An 18,111-nucleotide genomic window follows, 5' to 3' on the forward strand; every position below is an offset into this window, starting at 1 on the left:
AATGGGGGGAGTTCGCGTAGCCAAGCCGCTGGCCAGTCGACCGATTCGATGGGTCCAGCGCATTGGACACTCGCACGCAGAGTGTGAACGGTCATAGCGTGAGGCAACTAGAGAACATGCCTAACCATACGTCCATTATGCACGTGATCATACAACGGAGATATTGTGCCATGCGGTCGAGTAAGCACTGCCACGTGATGATGTCCCGCCTTGCAACACAAGTCGTAATCGCCGTGACTACACTGACAGTTGCTGTGCCCACATACGCACAGTACGTGAGTGACACTCTCTCCACGTGGGGCGGACCCATCAACTGCTTCCTCAAGGTTGGCAATGTCGCCTACTGCGGCATCGGCTCGCGGCTCGTCGTGTTGGATCTGTCCGACGAAGCAAACATCCACGAGCTCGGCTCGGTCACGTTCCAGGGGTGCATAACTGATGTGGTCGTCCGCGGCTCCTACGCCTACGCCTGCGGCCGGGCCGAGACTTGTCTGATGAACGTCGTCGACATCGCCAACCCCGCCTCCATGTCCATCGTGTGGCAGGCGTCGTATGGCCCAACCGCCGTGCGGAGTCCGAAGAAATTGCAGGTCTACAGCAACACCCTCTTTGTGAACGGCGCCGGCGGCCTGGATGCCTACGACCTCTCCAATCCCGCCGCGCTCGACAATGGGGTGCACGTCAACCTTCCGAGGCCCGTGCAGGACCCAACCGTGTCTGTGGCGGACTTTGAGGTTGCGGGCGACCTCTTGTACGTCGGTGATGAGAACAACCGCCTTATGGTCTACGACCTCCACCCCGCCGACCCCACGCATCCGACATTCCGCGGCCAGTGCTCGATCCAGAACGATTCGGACGCGCAATGTCGACACTTGGCGGTCAACGGGACCCGCGTGGTGCTCACTTCTAACTGGCAGTGGCGCGACGGGATCAACACCGGATCATCCCACAACACAGTGACGATGTTCGACGTGGCCAATCCTTCAGCACCCGTCCCTCTCGGGACGTTAGATGACTTCTACATCGGCTGGGGCGTGGCGTTACGGGGGAACCTGGCTATCGTGGCCGACTGGTATCCGTTGCCTGCCCAGCCGCAGTACACGCCTTTGACTCAGCTCAAGGGCTTGGCCATTGTCGATTTCGCGAACCCTTTGAGCCCAACCACTGTGGGCACATACAACACCGACCACAGCTCCATGTACGACGCGAAGGTGATTGGCGATCGCGCCTACGTGCTCGACGTGGGCCAAGGCTTGGTCGTGCTGGATATCTCGGACCCTGCGAATCCCGTGCGTGTTGGCGGTTACTACTCGCCCGGTCACCTCGGTCAGATGACCAAGGTCGGCGACCTCTTGTATGTCGCCGATGTTTGGAACGGCTTCACCATCCTGAACGTATCTAATCCCGCGGCGCCGAGCGTGGTGGGGGTGTATCGCAGCGTCGGCGACATCCGCCACCAGAATAACTGGATGGTCGCCGTGCACGGGAACCTTGCGTACCTCGCCGCGGGCTACGGCGGCATCCAGGTCGTGGATGTCTCCAATCCCGCCAACCCCACGCTGGTGACGCAATACACCGGCACATCGGGCGCAGCACCTGCGAGTGTGCAGGCGCTCGAAGTCGATGGAAGCGTCCTGCACACCGTACAGGCTCGGTTCGAGGCGCTCACGTGCAGCTTCTCGGCGCCTACGTACGTCAACTACGACCTCTCTGCCGGACCCCAGAGTCTCAGTGTGTTGGGCTACGGGTGCCTCAACAACGCGGCGCAAAAGCTCATGACCCGATCCGGGATCACTTTTACGTCGTACGCCCAGTCGCCAATCGACGATCGCGATCCTGCGAATCCGGCATTGAGACCCTCGTTGCCGCTCATCACATCGCCTGATCTCAGCCGCGTGGACGACATCGCGATCGACGGCGACTACCTCTACGTGGCCAACGACAGCAGCGGGAACGGCTATCCGGTGACCATCTTCGATATCAGCGACCCCCTTTCGCCGGTGCGACTGGGCATGGCCACGAACTTCGCCTACAACCGCCACGCCGTGGCGGCGTCGGGGAACTGGGCGTTCTCGTCGGACTCCGGCTACCTGTACGTGCTCAACGTCACGAATAGAGCGGCGCCTTCGCTTGAGTTCGCAAGCCCTACTGGCGGCGGCACGAACCTCTTGGCCGAAACGGGCCCGAGTGGCTTGCCCATCATTTACTCGACGTCAACGGGCGATTACAGCCCCAGCGGTGCCGTGTACACCTTCCAAGGCCTGAAGGTCCGCCGTTTGCGCTGCAAGGCCGACTTCGACGGCAACGGAGAAATCGCGCCCGCCGACATTGCGTCATTCGTCAATGCCTGGCTCAACGGCCTGAACACCGGTGGCCTTGCGGCCGACTTCGACGGGAACGGGCGCGTCGAGCCCGCCGACATTGCGGCGTTCATTAACACCTGGCTCAATGGCCTGCAGACAGGATGCCATGTGTGAGAGCGCTGGTGGCGGCGGAGTGGCGGTGTTGGATGTGGTTCGCCCGTACTTGCCGTGTGCCTAATCATCGCGTCACGGGATGACACGAGTCTTGCAGGGCATGAATTCCTGCACCTGGCTCTCCGTACCGGTTCCGGTCGTCCATGAGGACCTCACCTACGGATGGCGCCGCTTGGGTCTACGCCGGCCGGCAGTGGTCCAAGGAAGACACCGCCGCATCGCATAGCGGGGGCGGAAGGACATACGAGGGCGTTGGCAGCTGGCGGCGCGACAACTCCTCACCCTTCCCGCCTCTTCTCTCCGGTAACCCTCCGAGCGATTCCTCAGTCTGATGACTTCGACGCTGCCCTCCCCAACGCCTGCACCCGTCGTCGTTGCACCGAGCCCGGGAGCGACGTCAGCGCTCTCTGATGGGTCGCACCGAGTCGTCACGGTTGGCTTCGGATCGCCAGCCGACGCAGTCGCTTGGTTCTACGTCGCCCGAGACCCGCACCCTGGGATCACCATCGTCTGCGTCGGCGATGACCCCGGCGATCTGCTCGGGATGCTCCGCCATCGTCGCCGGGCCCCAAACTTGATCGTGATCGACGCCCGCACTCGCCTCGGCGCGGCGACGCTCGCTGCGTCGTCCCTCCGATCCCGCGGGTTCTCCGGCGCCATGCTGGGTGTGGTACCGGTCCGTGAGAACGGGGGTGGGCTCGCGGCTCGGCAGCTGATCCGTGCCGGGTGCAACTGCTGCACGAGCCAGACGCTCTGTCCATCGGACCTCGGCTTGTTGACCGATCTGCCGGCCGAGTGGCGGGCCAAGGGGTCGCTGTTCGCCAAGCTGATCAGGTAGCCGCCGATACGAGTCGATTCGGATCGAGACCCGCGACTCTTGCTCGACTAGCGCCTTCTATCACCACCACGGCTTCACCACGGCGCCGCAAGGCCAACGCCGCGACCTTCGATTGTTGAGTCACCACCACCGTTCTCTTCCTCGATCGCTTTAGATTCGTTGACGCCGAGCGTATTGCTGACGATCGCTCGCGGCGGAAGGCTCGATAGAGCAGTGTCCGTATCGGCACGTGGTTGTTCAAGCTGGTCCTCTTTTCGACCCCGGAGTACACCTCCCTCCAGGGAGCCCACCCGTCGCTTACGCGACGCGGCGTGGTGGGCTTGGCACGGGAACCCCGCCGCTCCACGCGGGCGGCGGGGTCTCTTCCAGATCACGCCCGCCCCACCGACCGCCCCAAGGCGAGCGGCCAACGGAGTGCGGGGCGGGCAGTCAGGGAGGACGCCGGGCCGAGACGCTCGGCGTTCTTTGTGAAGGGCAGGGCAGCATCCATGGACCAGACACTGCCGCAGCAAGGATTCCACCCCGCTCCCCCCACCTGTCGAACAGCCCGCTGCCGGGGCAGCCGCGTGGCAACGCTCGGACCCGGACCGCAGAGCTCGTCAGTCGCTTGGTTCTACATCGGGCCCTCGCGCACCTCGCGCCGGGGTGTGACGATCGTGCACACTACCAGTGAGGATCGGGGCGGGACCACCGAGGCGAGCGTGCTCGGCATGCTGCGCAACCGCGGCCGCACGCCGGCTCTGGTGATCATCGACGCCCGCGCCCTCCCCGGCCGCGCCCTGCTCGCCGCCTCGTCGCTGCGGGCCTACGGCTACCGCGGCGACATGCTGGGCCTAGTCCCCTCCGGGCCCACCGGTCACCCGACCGAGCGCCAGCTCCTCGCAGCCGGCTGCGACTGGTGCACGGGCTCATCGCTGTGCCCGTCCGAGGTGGCCTCGCTGCTGCATGATCCTTCGGGGGGACCCAGCACCGGACTCCGCCTACGCGAGCGCGCCCGCGTGCACGGCGGCGCTCCCGGTCATTGCGGGTTCACGCTCGTAGAGCTATTGGTAGTGATCGCGGTGGTCGCGGTCCTGATCAGCCTGCTGGCGCCTGCGATCTCCGGGGCACGTCTGGCGGGCCGCAGGTGCGTCAGCGCCGCCAACCTCCACTCGCTCTATGGCGTCCACGCGGCGTACTGGAACGAGCATAAGGACTCGCTCCTCAATCCCTTCGACGCGGGCACTCCCACGATGTACCCCGGGCTGCAGACGCTCACGGGCCCGGTTGCCTGGTCAACAGTGATCGCCCCGTGCACCTCTCAGACCGCGTCGCCAGGGGGGCTAACGATTTGGGACGCAAGTCGAACGACCGAGGCGTACTGCCACATCTGGGGCTCGTACGTCGCCGACTATCTGGAAGGGATTGACGACGGACCGGCGTGGATGCGCGATCCCTCCGACCCGGTCCTGGCTCAGCGAACGGCGGAGCTGCGTGCGTCGTCCTGGCCCCAGAACCTTCGCCTGTACGACACCTCCTACTGGTACCCGCCTGTGTTCTGGCTCAAGAGCGAGCGGTACCAGTCCGAGACGTTCGTCCCGATCGGACCAGCGCCGGGCGAGTCGCAGTGGCTGGCACGCCACACCATCTCTTCGGTGCCGATGTCCTCCCACAAGGCTCTGCTGTTCGAGCGGATGGACTGGTCGGGGAGGCGGCCGGTCCAATGGAACAACCTCAGGGCCAGGCCGCAGGTCGCGTTCGTCGACGGGAGCGTGTCGGTGGTCACCATGGCGGACGTGCACGCGCTGGCGGAGTCCGCCCACCCGAACGTGACTGGCACATTTCGCCCCAGCGGGTATTTCGATCCGGCGGCGGACTTCGCGCAGACCTGGCTGATCGGGCCTCCCGTGGGCCCCAGCGACGGGACCGACCCCTACGAGACCGGCGGCGCTCCCTACGCGGGGACAACGGCCTGGCGGCAGTACCTCTACGCCACCCGCAAGGGTGTTGGCGGGATGGATGTGGGGAAGCGATGACGCCGCGTCGCGCGTTCCATCCCGATTTCGTGGAGCACATGCGGGTTCATGAGGGCTGGCCGCTGACGGAGCGGATCGCAGAGGTGGTGAAGGCCAGGGGCCGGTTCATCCAGCAGGGGATGTACACGAAGCTCAAGAACGGCGAGCCCGGCACGCGGCGGCAGATCGGGGTCATCATTTCGTACATCCGAGCGCCGGAGCAGCGCGTGGACCGGGAGCGGAGGGTCCTGGACGACTTCCTCCGGAGCCGCGGCGTGGCGGATGCGGCCTCGACTAGCGATGCGAAGGTCATTGAAATCGTCAGTGTGCCGGCGCCGCCGGCGACCGGAGTGGGCGGCATCGAGCTCTACAACCGGATCTTCGACCGCATCCTGTTCCCCCTCAGTTACGTGAGGCTCTTCGAGACCGAGGAGCAGGTCTGCGAGGCGGTCCGCTGGATGTTTGTCGAGGCGGGCCGGCAGACCACCCCGGGCCGCAGGCTCGGGACGCTGGACGCCAGCCTGCGCGGCCAGGAGCGGGTCGGCATGCGGATGGCCGAGTACGAGCGGCTGGCGGCAAGCTGGTGGCGGCGGTGCCGGTGGACCGTGATCAAGGTCGTGGGCACCCGCAAGTCCGTCGGCATGTGCATCATGCTCCCCGTGAAGCCCGAGTGGTACGACCTGGTGCGATCCGGAAGCAAGCGGACGTACGAGTGCGGCCTCGACGATCTGCAGTTCCCATCGGCGCATCTGATCGCGGAAGGGGCGGCGATGAAACCCTCCGAGGTCGGCGTGGCCGAGGAACACAACCCGCGGTGCCTGGACATGGCGATGATCTGCCAGTCGGCGTGGCTCTCCCGCGTGGCCGGCTTCGGGGAGGATGTGCCCGTGCGGTGGCTGACCTTCAAGGGCACCCCGAAGAACACCAAGCGGGCCCTGTCGTTCGGCTTCAAGCCGACCGGGACCTCGCAGCGGGACATGGGGATCGAGTTCCTGGAACGGACGATCGACCTGGAGGAGGACGATCGCGACGCACGGGTCGTCGGCGTCATCCGGCGGCTGCAGCGGCGGCTGGAGAAGGTCTACGGCGACACGGACTGTCCGACCGGGTGAACTCGCATGGACTACGAACGAGAACAGCGAGCGCTCGTGGCCCGGCTCAACCGAGAATGCCGGGAGGGCTGGTACTCCGGGGAGGTAGCCGCCTCCCCAGCCGATTTCGAGGCAGACCAGCGGGTGTTCTTGGCGATCGTCGCCGTGCCCCCGATCGGCGTACTTGAACAAATCCGCTCGAACCAGAGAAGGCTGGCGGCCCTGCACGATCGGGCGTACCGGGTCCCGGAGCGGGCATGGCACCTGACCATCAAGAGCGTCCGCACGATCAGTGATCCTCCGTCATTCACGGAGGATCAAGCGGAGCTGGTTCTGGGAATGATGGACCGCGTCGTGCCCCGGCATCGGCCCATTTCACTCCGGCTGACCGAGGTCCTGTGCACACCGACGAGCGCCGGCATCGCCGCATTCTCGGGACCTGAGCTGGGGCGTCTGGTCGCCGACTTGGACTGCGGTCTGCGGGAAGTCGGCGTCCCCGACAACAAACGGCACGCTTCGACGGGTGTGCACTTCACGAACCTGACGCTGCTCCGGTTCGCGGCGATTCCCACGGATTGGGATCGACTCACGTGCGAGCCGGTGGAGCCCGTTGAGCTTGAGGTCACCCAGGTGCAGCTCGTCTCGGCGAACCTGGCGTACTCGCCGGGCAGAACAGTCGTTCACGGGCGGGTGGAACTGGGGTCTACCGGGATGGCGAACGGCTCGGATCGGGAGCGGACGTGACCCGCTGGACCCAGGGCCTTCTGTCCGCCCGACACACCCCGCCCGCCCGGGCGAGCAGCACGGCCGCGGGTTCGTACTCCGCCCCGGCCGCGAGGTCGAGCGGCGTGGTGCCGCGGCTGTCCTTGGCGTTCACATCGGCCCCGGCCCGGATGAGGTTGTCGATGGCCGCGGCAGACGTCTCGCTGGAGCCGATCGCGGCGTAGTGGAGGGGTGTGCGGCCGATGTCGTCGCGGGCGTCGGGCGAGGCCCCGTGCTGGATGAGCAGGGCAATGTACTCGGGCTGCCCGAGCATGGCGGCCAGGTGGATCGGCTGCACGGCCTCCCCGCGACCTGTGGGGTCAGCCCCACGCTCGAGCAGCTTCGTCAGCGCCGCGATGTCGCGGCGGACGATCGCCGCCGCGATCGATTGGTTGTCGTCATCCTCCATGAAGTCCTCCCACAGTTGCTGTGATGCTGCATGGGTCCGTGCATAGCACAGCCCGGGAGCGTTGTCAGCACAATTCGTGAGTCAAGGGAAGCGGCCCATCCCCATCTGTCCCCTCCCAAGCGCGGCAGCGCGGGCGCGGTGACCCAAGCCGCGCTCGACCCATCTCGTTTGAACCTGCAGGCAAGGCCGTAGGTGTGGTCGGGAGGGCCGGGGGGCGACGGGGTTCACCGCCGCTTGAGCCCAGGAGCCTTCCGATGCTGCCGCGCCTGTTCCAGTCCATCGCCCCCCGTCGTCTGACCAACTCGGCCCAGGCGGTCGCGTATGTGTGCGTGTGCCCGAGCCTGATGCCGCCGCCGCTGCCCGACTGGGAGTGGATCCTTCAGGCCGGCCGGGCCGCGCTCGACCGCGGGCTGGAGCTGCTCAGGCTCCGCCGCCGGAGGCCGTAGCCCTCGCAGACACCCGCACCCCCACCACCACGGGTGCGCTCCACCCCACACCCATCACCACCACTTTCGCCTGGAGGAACCCGCCATGATCGACCTTGCCAAGAGAGCCGGCCGCGCCGAGAGCATCCACTGGCTCACGCTCGACGCAATCACTGTCCTTCCGCAGACCCGCAAGCGCTTTGACCAGGCGCTGATCGCCGTGCTGGCCGACAACATCCGCGAGCACGGGATCATGCACCCCTTGATCTGCTGCCGCCGCAACGGCCGGCTCGAACTCCTCGACGGCGAGCGGCGCCACCGCGCGGGCGGGCTCCTGGGCCTGGACCGCGTGCCGGTGCGGATCATCGACGACCCGCTGACCGCGACGCAGATCCTCGCCCGCCAGCTCTCCTGCAACATCCACCGCGAGGACCTCTCGATCGTGGAGCGCGCGGAGGGGATCCAGCTGCTCATGGACCAGGGGCAGCTCTCAGCCGAGCAGGCCGCAACTTGCCTGGGCCTGTCCCCCTCGACCGTCAGCCGCACCCTCCCGGTGCTCCGCCTCCCCGAGGACCTGAAGGCCAAGGCCGCCTCTGGCGAGCTGTCCGCCGACGGGGCCTACCTGCTCACCCGCGTGTCCGACCCGGCGCAGCAGGCGGCGCTCGCCGCCCGCGTCATCGCCGGCGAGCTCACCCGCGATGCGCTCGCTCTCCAGGTCCGCGCCCTGGAGTCGGGAAAGCCGGCACCCGCGACGCCCGCCATGAGCAAGGCGACGTCGCCAGGTTCAAAGAAGACGCCGGTCTGGCGCATCACCCGCACCATCGCTCCCGGCATCTCGCTCTCGGTCACCGGCGCCGGAGCCGCGAGCACGCTCGACGGCCTCGTGAATGTGCTGGCTCAGTTCATCACCCGCGGCCGCGACGCCTGCGTCCGCGGCGCCACCTCGGTCCCCCGCTTCCTTTCCACCTTCCGGCACGACCAGCCCGCCGGGGGGGTGACGCCATGATGGCGCTTCCGAAGTGGCTCCGATCGCGGCGTGCATCGCCCAGGCCGGGCGTCCATCCCTGGGACGTCTCCGTCCCGCTCCTGCAGCTGTCCCCAACCGACTACTGGGGCATCGGCGACAGCGTGGAAGGGCTCTGCGCCCTGGGCCGAAGCGGTGGGGGCAAGTCGCGGGGCACGGCGCTCGCCGTGTTCAGCGCGATGCTCGACCACGGCTACGGAGCGATCTTCCTCACAGCAAAGCAGGACGAGGTCGCCAATATCGAGCGGCTGTGCCGCTCCAGGGGCCGCGCCGACGACCTGATCATCATCCGCCCGGGCGGGCCCTGGCGGTTTAATCCGGTCGACCACGAACTGCGCCGACGCGGCGACGGCGCCGGCCAGGCGGACAACGTGGTGGGAATGCTTACGGAGGTGCTGGACCTGGTGGACCGCTGCGGCAGCGCGGCGGGATCCTCCGCATCGTCTCGCGACGGCGAGGCGTTCTGGCGGCAGGCGACCATGCGCAAGCTCCGCATGTTCGTGCACCTGCTGGTCCTGGCCTTGGGCACGGTCCGGATCGACGACCTGCACCAGGCGGTCCTCTCGGCCCCGCAGAGCCTGGAGGAAGTCCGCTCGGAGCGCTGGCGGCAGTCGTACTGCTACCGGCTGCTGGAGCAGGCCAACGCCAAGCCCATGAGCCCTACGCAGCGGCGGTCCTTCGGGCTGATCTGCGACTACATTCTCAAGGAGCACCCGGCCATGCCCGCCAAGACGCGGGGATCCGTGGACATGATGTTCACGTCGATGACGGATGTGCTCCAGCACGGCGTGATCCACGAACTCTTCGGGCAGGACTCGACGTTCACGCCCGAGGCGACCGAGGAGGGCCGAATCCTCGTCGTGGGGACGCCGGTCAAGGAGTGGGGCCTCCTGGGGGTGGTCGCCAACGGCCTGATGAAGTTCGCCTGGCAGAAGGCGATCGAGCGGCGCGCCGCCGGCCCGGAGACCAGGCCTGTCCTCCTCGCGGCGGATGAGTGCCAGTACTTCGTGTCCCCCTTCGACACCCGGTTCCAGGCAACCTGCCGCAGCGCCAAAGCGGCGACGGTGTACCTGACCCAGAACCTCAGCGGGCTCTACGCGGCGCTGGGTGGGGGTTCGGGGGACCGCGGCAAGGCGGAGGCCGATTCGCTGCTGGCGCTGCTGAACACCAAGGTCTTCCACTGCAACGGCGACAGCATCACCAACGAGTGGGCGGCCGCGCAGGTCGGGCGCACCCGCAAGCTGTTCCTCAACACCGGGAGCAGCAGGAGCGGCGACGACTGGTTCCCCACGGTGACCGGCCTGGGCCGCAACGAGCAGCGCAGCACCGGCATGAGTGAGCAGATGTCCTTTGAGCTCGAGCCGTCGGTTTTCACGACGCTCCGCACGGGCGCACCGCAGTGCGGCGGTCTCATCGATGCGGTCGTTCACCAGAGCGGCCGCCGGTTCGCGGCGACCGGCAAGACCTGGCTCCCCGTCGTCTTCCAGCCGCCGCGGTCGTCGTGACCCGCCGGTCCCCATTCATCCCCTCCCCAGCGCGCCGGCGCCGAACCGGGGCGCGCGCACCCGTCCTGTCCCCCGCCTTCAGAACGCAGCGAGCCGCCCGTATCAGCGGTCAGAAGGCCAGCGATCCACCCGCCACACCTGAGCCACTCATCACGCAGGAGCCCCACCCAATGCAGCAGCACATGGATCCCAACCCCCCCTCCTCCTTCGACCGCCTGCGCACCGCCTCGGACTGGCTGAACTTCTTCATTCGCGCCTGGGCGTTCGTCCTGGAGGTCTTCCTCCGCACCGGCTTCGGGCCGCGCTACTTCGGCCTGCAGGCCGTCGCGGCCATCCTGCTCATCCTGCTGTTCCCCGCGCTGTGGCCCGGCCACAACCCCGTTCCCATGCTGGGGCTGCTCTGGCTCTACCTGGGGATGTGCCTGCTGGCCCGGATCGACATGATGGCCCGGGCCCTGCGCCGCAAGTCGGCGCACAGCCGGTACGACGGCCGCCCGCGCCTCGGCCGCCTGCTCCCCCGCATGGACGAGGTCGCGATCAAGGCCAAGGTCGAACCGGCCCTGGGCCTGGCCGTCGGGATCGGCATCGTCTTCCTCAACGCGCCGCTGGGCGTGTTCCTCATCGGCGGCTCGGTCTGTCTGGCGGCCTCCATCGCCGCGGGCCAGGCCTACGAGCAGGCCCGCGCCCAGGACGCCTTCGACTCCATCCTCGAGGCCCGCCTTCACGCGGAGCGTGTCCGCGCCATGGCGGGCGATTCCTTCTAGCACCGCACGGGCCTCGGCCCGTGCACAGGAGACATGCACATGTCAGGCAAGTCCAGACCCAAGTTCGGGGCCGGCTCATTGGAAGCGATGGGCCGCCAGGGTTTGAAGGAGATCCGGGCCGCCATTTTTCCTGAATCGAACATCGCCCGCGACGCGGAGATGGGCACGTTCGGCACGCTCACGCACGGCGAGGTGGCCGACCAGAAGCACGACGAACGCTCCGCCGAGGGACGCGAGACCGACCGGCACGTCTCCGTGCTGGATGAGCGGATGAACCAGGTCCGCCAGATGTCCCCGGGCGAGCGCGAGCCCGCCAAAGAGGAACCCCAGCACGAGGTGGAGTAGCCGCAACACCGTCCGCACCCACACCCCCCACCCCACCAGCCCACGGACCGCACGGCGGTGTCCGCCGTGCACCTCCGGGGCACACTCATGAGGAGTCCAGCATGTCCGGCATCGCACTGTTCATCGTCCTGATCGGGATCGGCATGGCGGTCAAGAAGACCGTCAACGCGGCGAAGGCCAACCCCGAGGCCGCGTTCAAGGTCGCGGGGATGGCCAAGCGGCTGCTCACAAAGTGAGCCCCTTCCGCCAGCCACGGCGGCCCGCCGCTGACGCGGCGGGTCGCCATTCTCACCTCCGAAGGAATGACCATGCACCTGAACAGCGAGTTTGGACCGAGGTCCGCCGAATGGCTCCCCACCGATCCTCCCCGCCCGGCGCCGGCGCTGATGACCGCGGCGGAGGCGGCGGCCTACCTGCGGCTCACCGAGGATGGGCGCGACGTCGGCGACGCGATGACGTCGCTGAACTACCTGGTCAACACAGGTCGCGTGCGGCCCTGTCGCGTCGGGCGGCACAACCGGTTCACGCGTCTCGAACTCGATCGGTTCCTGCACGAGCAGACGGAGCGCTACGCTCCAAAGAGCCGGGAAACTCCGAACCGCGGCGGCGCCGGGCGCGAACAGAGAGACGAACCAGGGGGTGACTCGTGAACATCAAGGTTGAGCTGCACAAGCGGAAGGTCAAGTACGGCAGCGGGGAGTCGGCGGCCTACTGGACGCTGCGGTGGTTCGGCACCGACGGCAAGCGGTATTCCGAATCGCTCGGCCGCGTCGGCGTCGTGACCAAGAACGCCGCCGAGAGCGCCCGCCGAGCGAAGGAGCAGGCGTTCGGCTCCGGCACGCTCCGCCGCGATCGGCCCGTTCCGATGACGTGGACCCAGTTCGTAGCGCACGACATCGAGATGGTCCGCGGGACCGTCAAGCCCAACACAATCCAGGCGATCCAGCACGCGGCTGCCCACGCGGAGAAGGCGTGGGGCGGGGGTGTGCACCTCACCAGCATCGGTCCAGCGCACATCGGCAGGCTCAAAGCGTACCTGCTCGACACGGCGCAGGTCTCCGAGACAACAATTGGTAAGACGCTGCGGATGATCCGGGCCATGCTCAACCGGGCCCTCAGGGAGAGCCGCATCGACCGCAACCCGCTCGCGGGCGCCCGCCTCCCCAAGACCCCCTCGCGGGCCAAGCGGATCTACTCGCCGGATGAGACCCTCGCCATGCGAGCGGTCGCGAGCATGGAGTGGTGGAGGACGTTCATCCTGCTTGCCGAGACCACCGGGCTCCGCAAGGGTGAGCTGCTCAGCCTGCACTGGTCCGACATCGACTTCGAGCGGCGGACCGTGCGGGTGGTCGGCAAGCGTGCCGGCACCTTCTCTGTGGCGGGCAAGGGAGAGTTCCCGATTATCGCCTGGTCTCCCAAGAGCTACGAACAGCGTGTGCTCCCGATCCCGGATACGGCAGTGACGGCGTTGGCGAAGATGCAGTCCGAGAGCGACGGCTCGCCCTATGTGTTCTTGTCGCTCGACCGGCTCGGCCATCTCAAGTCCGAGCTTCAGCGGAAGGGAAGGCTCGGCCCCAACTACGAACTGGCCAACAACCTCAAAGCACGGTTCGATCTGATCCAGAACAACGCCCGCAAGCTCCTGGCCAAGGAGCGCAAGGTGAACGTCGATCAGGTCCCGTGGGCCATGGGCTCGATCCACGATCTGCGCCGAACCTACGGCACGCGCATGGCGCGAGTCGTCCCGATGCACGTCCTCAAGGAGTTCATGGGTCACGCCAAGATTCAGACGACGCAGGAGTACTACCTGGCGGCCGAGACCCAGGACGCGGACCGCGCCCGAGAAGCCCTCGCGGCGATGACAACAGAATGCGCGAAGCCGGACGCACGTTCAGGACGCATTTCGGACGCATTCGGGCCAACGGAGCCCGAATCCGGCGAAATCCGTCGTCATGCAAAAAGCAATAAACCCCGGAACTACCGGGGTTTACGCAAGCGAGGCGGACGGGACTCGAACCCGCAACCACCGGATCGACAGTCCGGTACTCTAACCAATTGAGCTACCGCCCCGAACAGCCGCGTCTGCACGCGGCAACAAGCCCACAAATGTACGCTTCTCGCCCTTCGGGTCAAGCCGGATCGGTCCGGCCGCGTGCCGTTCCAGCCCTACGCCCGCGGCAAGGAGTCACTTCTTCGGCAGCGAGATCTGCTTGCCGTCCTGCAGGGCGAACGCCGACCCATCCTTGCCGACCTTCGACGCCTGGATGAACACGAACACGCACGCCGCCGCCAACGCGATCGTCGAGGCGAACAGCAGCCCCGTGTAGACGTTCATCGACGCCCGTCGCTGCAACTGCCCGCCGGGCATCTGCATGCCAAACTGACTCATCCGGATCCCTTTCCGCTCGCAGCCTGAAATCCCGCCGGCACCCTGGCCCGAATCTCTCTAGCCCTACTGCAGTTTGCTCTGCACACCGTCGCCGCGGCTGACCGACACATCACGACCAACCTTGTCCACGCGCCCAATCGACTGCCCCGGGTCGGCCTTCGTGATGACGAGGTTGGCGACGAACGAGCTGCCGCGCACGATCGCCATCTTCATGTTCTCCTGCACGCCCTTGTTCGAGCCGACGTCGATCACAACCAACTCATCGCCCGCCGGGCTCTGGACGACATCGGTCACCATGCCGCGGATCAGCGGGCCGGTCGACTCGAACGGCTGGCCACGCGTGTCGCCGCGGTTGCCCGACTGCACGTTCTGCATCGCCAACTGCACTTCCGCCAGCTGCTCCCGCAGGGCGCGGGCCGTCTGCTCGAGAACCTCTCGCTGGCTCTGCAGGTCGTTGATGCGGTCGACGAGGTCGATCGCCTGCCGGCTCATCGTCTGCTGCTCGGTACGGAGAGTCGTCACCTCTTCGCGGTACGAACGGATCAGGCCCGCCTGGGTATCCGTCGTCGCGCTCAGCTGGCCGATCTGAGCCCGAATGGCGGTGGCGTCGGAGACCGCCTTCTCCTTCTCCGCCTGCTGGGCCGCGAAGGCGCTTTGCAGTTGCTCGATCTGAGCCTTGAGCGCCGAGTTCGCGTTGTTCGCCGCCTCAAGGTCCTTGGCCATCATCGCTCGAACGTCCGCCGTCTCGGCGATCTGCTGCGACGCCGATGCCTCGGCCCGCTGGCGCTGGGCCCTCTCGGACTCAACACTCCCGATGATCCGATCCGCGTTCGCGGAATAGGCCACCGTCAATGCCGCCAGCAAAAGGCACAACACGGCGCTCGCCACGATCAGAAACTTGGTCATCAGGTGCACAGTTCACTCCTGCGATGCTCTCGCCAAGAACACTCTCTGCCATCCCCCAAGACCGGTCCTGCCGGTGCAGCGGGGCCGTCGCCGGCCATCGTTCACATAACGCCGTTGCACGTCTCGGGTTAGCCACGGGGTCTCCGCGGCGGGGGGCGTATCATCGCCCCAACACCCCCCTCCTGTCAACCTCCGCACTGTACGCCTTGCCACCACTACCCGGTTTCAGGAGGGCGTCAGGTTCCCTTCGCAGCAGGCCCCGGGCCCACCGAGAGCCGGTCCGTGATCTTCACGATCGCGTACGCCGCCGAGAGCCGGACCTGCTCATCAGGGTCCTCCAGCATCTGGGAAAGGGGCGTGAGGTTGGCCGCCTGTCCGGTCTCACCGAAGACATACGCCGCCTGGGCCCGGATTGCCGGATTCGTGTCCTTCACGTGTTCCGAGGCGATAAACGAGCCCCGGGGCAGGCCCAGTTTGGCCAGCGAGCCCGCGGCCGCCAGACGCACCTCAGCCGGCATGGGCCTCTTGGTCTCGTCGATCCGGGCCGTCAGGAACACCAGTTGGTCGATCGCCCCCTTGTCGTTGACCTCGCCGATGATCTGCGCCGCCAGCGCGGTGGCCTCCAGGTCCTCGGGGCGACTGGGGTAGAGAGCAGCCCGAATCTCGTCCACGGCCGTGTTGTCGCCCAGCTTGACCCGCGCCTCGGCGATCTGCAGCTGGGCCAGCCGCACCTCCCCCGCTGAAGCCCGCGGCATGGAGTCCCGGGCCGCCTCGGTCAGCATGCCGAGCGCCGATGGGTCACCCAGGTCCCCGATCAGGAACGCCGCCTGGGCCCTGACCCTCGGGTTGTTGTCGGTCAGGTAGATCGACATCGGCGTCGGGTCGAACGACTCGTCGCACCGCCGCATCGCATACAGCGCGCTGATCCTCACCATCGGAGACGGGTCCACGAGGAGCGGTTGCACGTTGTCGATCTGCTCGGTTAGTCGCGACCGCCCAACCGCGGTCGCGGCGACCGCCCGCACCCCGAGATTGGGATCCGCAAGGGCCTTGGGGAGCACGGTCTTAAGCCGGCCCGGCGTCCGATTCAGGGCCTCAAGGGACATCGCTCGACAGTCCGGCCGCGAGGACGTCGTCTCCTCCAACAGGATGACGATCGCCTGTTCCCGGAGCTGCGTGCGGGCGACGGGGTCCGCCGCGATGGTCCCCGGATCCTGTCCATCCGACAGCGACTTGCCCCCTCCGGCACTCGGACCCCCACAGCCGGTCCCGGCCGCGGTCGCCCCTGCTACAACCATGGCCAACCCAATCCTCGAGATCTGTGCCGCCATCCTCATCGTTTGCTTCTCCGCCCCCGATCGCGCCATGCCCCCCACACTTGGTGAGTCTATCGGCGCGGCCCGCGGCTGAAGGCCAATCACGGCTTGTTCCGCCCGCCTCGCCGTGCCCGCCAGCCGGATGTCAGACCGTACCCCCACAGCCCCGCCGCGCCCACCAGTGTCACCCACGCGAAGAGATTGCCGATTCTCCCGAAGACAGTCCCTCGATGCTCGACACCGATCGGCACGGTCGCGTTCAACACCCCGTCTGTGAAGGCGGGCGAGTCCGCCCCGTCCGGGCCCTGCTTGACCAGTGTTCCGTGGGAGTCGATGTCGGCTGAGATCCCGGTATTGACCGATCGCACCATCGGCAGCCCCAGTTCAACGCAGCGCCATCGGGCGACCTGGAGGTGCTGTTCCCTCCCTCCCCAAGCCGAGCCGAACCACCCGTCGTTGCTGAGGTTCACGAGGGCGTCCACGCGGGGGCGCCCGTTCTCGTACGCAAGCAGCCGGCACAGGCTCGACCGTGTCACCTCGAAGCAGATCGGCGTGGCCAGGCTTACCTCCTCCCCACCGGGCCTGATCCGGAAACGGATGACCTCAGGACTTCTGCCCGACGCCAGGGTGAACTCCATCCCCCTGGCGCCTATGCCCAGGACCCAGTTCTGCAGCGCCGGCCACCGCCATACGTACGGGATCATCTCGCCAAACGGCGTGAGCCGCATCTTGTCGTAGGTCGATGCCGAGATCGCCCCGTCGTCCAGCAGCACCGCGCTGTTGAACTTCGCCCGGTGCCGGACCCGGAGCGCCCCCGCCTCCCGCTCGATCCGCATCCCTTCGATGCGCGTCGCCCCGACGATCATCGGCACCCCAAGAGACTTCTGGAACTTGAGCAGCACATCCGCGAACGCCGCCATCGGCGTGAATGGCTCGCCCGGCGATTCTCCCTCCCATCCAAGCCCTCCCTCGTGCATGACTCGCAGAGCCTCGGGGTTCAGGCCGTCGACAGGGAACATCGTCTCCGGCCAGATGATGACGTCCGCCGCGGGCGCCGCCAGGCGGGTCAACTCGCAGAACCTTGCAAAGTCCTGCAGGCGAGATCCCAATGTCCACCCGAGCTTGTTGTCGGTGGGCACGTTGGTCTGAACAACCGCGAGCTGCGCCACCCTGCCGCCTTCTGCCGGGCGGCCCTGGTGCCACCCCCAGGCGCCGATGCCGACCCACGCGACAACCACCGCGCCGGCGCACAGGCCGCCGATTCGCGCGGAACCGCCGGACAAGCCGATCGCGTCGATCCCTGCCCCGACAAGGGCTGCAACGAGGAACGACACGAAGTACGCCCCGGCCACCGCGGCGGGCGCTGCGAGGGCCGGCCACTCAATAAGCGGATGCCCCACCAGGAACCACGCGTACCCCGTCAGCAGCACCTCGCCCCGAAGGACTTCGAGCCCGACCCAGAGAATGGGGACAACAACGCACGCCGGGGCACGAGGGATCGCACGGACGACGATCGCCAGCATCCACGCGAACGCGCCGCCGAACGAGGCCATGTAGGCCGCGAGCAGCGGGTACCCGACAGGCGTCACCTCAATCAGCCATCGCTCTTCGAAAAACCGCGCCGGCAGCAAGCCGACGACGATCAGGATTGCAACCCGCAATCGGCGCGACGGCCCGCGCCCCGCGGCGATCCCGACCAGGGCCAGCGGCGCGATCGCCAGCGGAGCCAGCGGCCAAACGCCCACCGGCGGGAAGGCGAGCACGGTCAACAGCCCTGAGAGCAGTCCCGCTCCCACCACGGCCCACCACGAGAGCAGCCACGCCCCCGGATCTCGACCTAACTTCGTATCCGCATCGGGCATCGGG

17 protein-coding genes, 1 tRNA gene and 1 pseudogene are annotated in these 18,111 nt (G+C 67.2%); 12 read left to right on the plus strand and 7 right to left on the minus strand.

Annotated features, from left to right (window positions below; translation table 11 throughout):
* Positions 1-275 precede the first annotated feature (275 nt).
* The 5 genes from KF745_02820 to KF745_02840 all read left to right on the plus strand — a co-directional run bounded on the left by KF745_02820 (position 276) and on the right by KF745_02840 (position 7,144).
* A complete protein-coding gene (locus KF745_02820; protein ID MBX3357340.1) occupies positions 276-2,477 on the plus strand; it encodes a hypothetical protein in 2,202 nt (733 codons plus the stop codon).
* 331 nt (positions 2,478-2,808) lie between these two features.
* Positions 2,809-3,315, plus strand: coding sequence for a hypothetical protein (locus tag KF745_02825; GenBank protein ID MBX3357341.1), 507 nt, complete (start codon positions 2,809-2,811; stop codon positions 3,313-3,315).
* A gap of 656 nt (positions 3,316-3,971) precedes the next feature.
* Entirely contained in the window at positions 3,972-5,330 is a 1,359-nt protein-coding gene (locus KF745_02830; protein MBX3357342.1) for a prepilin-type N-terminal cleavage/methylation domain-containing protein, read from the plus strand.
* Entirely contained in the window at positions 5,327-6,421 is a 1,095-nt protein-coding gene (locus KF745_02835; protein MBX3357343.1) for a hypothetical protein, read from the plus strand. The genes KF745_02830 and KF745_02835 overlap by 4 nt, the downstream gene beginning before the upstream one ends.
* 6 nt (positions 6,422-6,427) lie before the next feature.
* Positions 6,428-7,144, plus strand: coding sequence for a hypothetical protein (locus KF745_02840; GenBank protein MBX3357344.1), 717 nt, complete (start codon positions 6,428-6,430; stop codon positions 7,142-7,144).
* On the opposite strand, the gene KF745_02845 is transcribed toward KF745_02840, so the two are convergent.
* Positions 7,104-7,571, minus strand: a complete 468-nt coding sequence (locus KF745_02845) for an ankyrin repeat domain-containing protein (GenBank protein MBX3357345.1) — start codon at positions 7,569-7,571, stop codon at positions 7,104-7,106. The two genes, KF745_02840 and KF745_02845, sit on opposite strands and share 41 nt — an antisense overlap.
* A gap of 254 nt (positions 7,572-7,825) precedes the next feature.
* On the opposite strand from KF745_02845, the gene KF745_02850 reads away from it, so the two are divergent.
* From KF745_02850 to KF745_02875, 6 genes are all read left to right on the plus strand, one after another.
* A complete protein-coding gene (locus KF745_02850) occupies positions 7,826-8,017 on the plus strand; it encodes a hypothetical protein (GenBank protein ID MBX3357346.1) in 192 nt (63 codons plus the stop codon).
* Positions 8,018-8,102: 85 nt separating this feature from the next.
* Complete coding sequence (locus tag KF745_02855) at positions 8,103-9,002, plus strand: ParB/RepB/Spo0J family partition protein (GenBank protein MBX3357347.1); 900 nt, start codon at positions 8,103-8,105, stop codon at positions 9,000-9,002.
* The gene (locus KF745_02860; protein ID MBX3357348.1) at positions 8,999-10,525 is read left to right on the plus strand and encodes a hypothetical protein; all 1,527 of its coding nucleotides are present in this window, start codon (positions 8,999-9,001) and stop codon (positions 10,523-10,525) included. Before KF745_02855 ends, KF745_02860 begins: the two co-directional genes overlap by 4 nt.
* 170 nt (positions 10,526-10,695) lie before the next feature.
* Complete coding sequence (locus tag KF745_02865) at positions 10,696-11,289, plus strand: hypothetical protein (GenBank protein MBX3357349.1); 594 nt, start codon at positions 10,696-10,698, stop codon at positions 11,287-11,289.
* A gap of 39 nt (positions 11,290-11,328) precedes the next feature.
* Entirely contained in the window at positions 11,329-11,634 is a 306-nt protein-coding gene (locus KF745_02870) for a hypothetical protein (protein MBX3357350.1), read from the plus strand.
* A 308-nt stretch (positions 11,635-11,942) separates the two neighbouring features.
* Complete coding sequence (locus KF745_02875; protein MBX3357351.1) at positions 11,943-12,284, plus strand: hypothetical protein; 342 nt, start codon at positions 11,943-11,945, stop codon at positions 12,282-12,284.
* Positions 12,285-12,342: 58 nt separating this feature from the next.
* On the opposite strand, the gene KF745_02880 is transcribed toward KF745_02875, so the two are convergent.
* Positions 12,343-12,681: a hypothetical protein gene (locus tag KF745_02880; GenBank protein MBX3357352.1), complete on the minus strand. Its 339-nt coding sequence runs from the start codon at positions 12,679-12,681 to the stop codon at positions 12,343-12,345.
* A 40-nt stretch (positions 12,682-12,721) separates the two neighbouring features.
* Between KF745_02880 and KF745_02885 the strand changes: the two are divergent.
* Positions 12,722-13,441 (plus strand): annotated as a pseudogene (locus KF745_02885) (site-specific integrase).
* A gap of 189 nt (positions 13,442-13,630) precedes the next feature.
* Here the strand turns inward: KF745_02885 and KF745_02890 are convergent.
* The 5 genes from KF745_02890 to lnt form a co-directional block, all read right to left on the minus strand.
* Positions 13,631-13,704 (minus strand) — tRNA-Asp (locus KF745_02890).
* Between the two features lie 115 nt (positions 13,705-13,819).
* A complete protein-coding gene (locus KF745_02895) occupies positions 13,820-14,023 on the minus strand; it encodes a hypothetical protein (protein ID MBX3357353.1) in 204 nt (67 codons plus the stop codon).
* Positions 14,024-14,086: 63 nt separating this feature from the next.
* The gene (locus KF745_02900; protein ID MBX3357354.1) at positions 14,087-14,929 is read right to left on the minus strand and encodes a hypothetical protein; all 843 of its coding nucleotides are present in this window, start codon (positions 14,927-14,929) and stop codon (positions 14,087-14,089) included.
* A gap of 236 nt (positions 14,930-15,165) precedes the next feature.
* A complete protein-coding gene (locus KF745_02905; protein MBX3357355.1) occupies positions 15,166-16,227 on the minus strand; it encodes a HEAT repeat domain-containing protein in 1,062 nt (353 codons plus the stop codon).
* A gap of 119 nt (positions 16,228-16,346) precedes the next feature.
* Positions 16,347-18,107, minus strand: a complete 1,761-nt coding sequence (lnt, locus tag KF745_02910) for an apolipoprotein N-acyltransferase (GenBank protein ID MBX3357356.1) — start codon at positions 18,105-18,107, stop codon at positions 16,347-16,349.
* Positions 18,108-18,111: the final 4 nt, after the last annotated feature.

The sequence above is a fragment of the Phycisphaeraceae bacterium genome (genome assembly GCA_019636655.1).
Taxonomy (GTDB): domain Bacteria; phylum Planctomycetota; class Phycisphaerae; order Phycisphaerales; family UBA1924; genus JAHBXB01.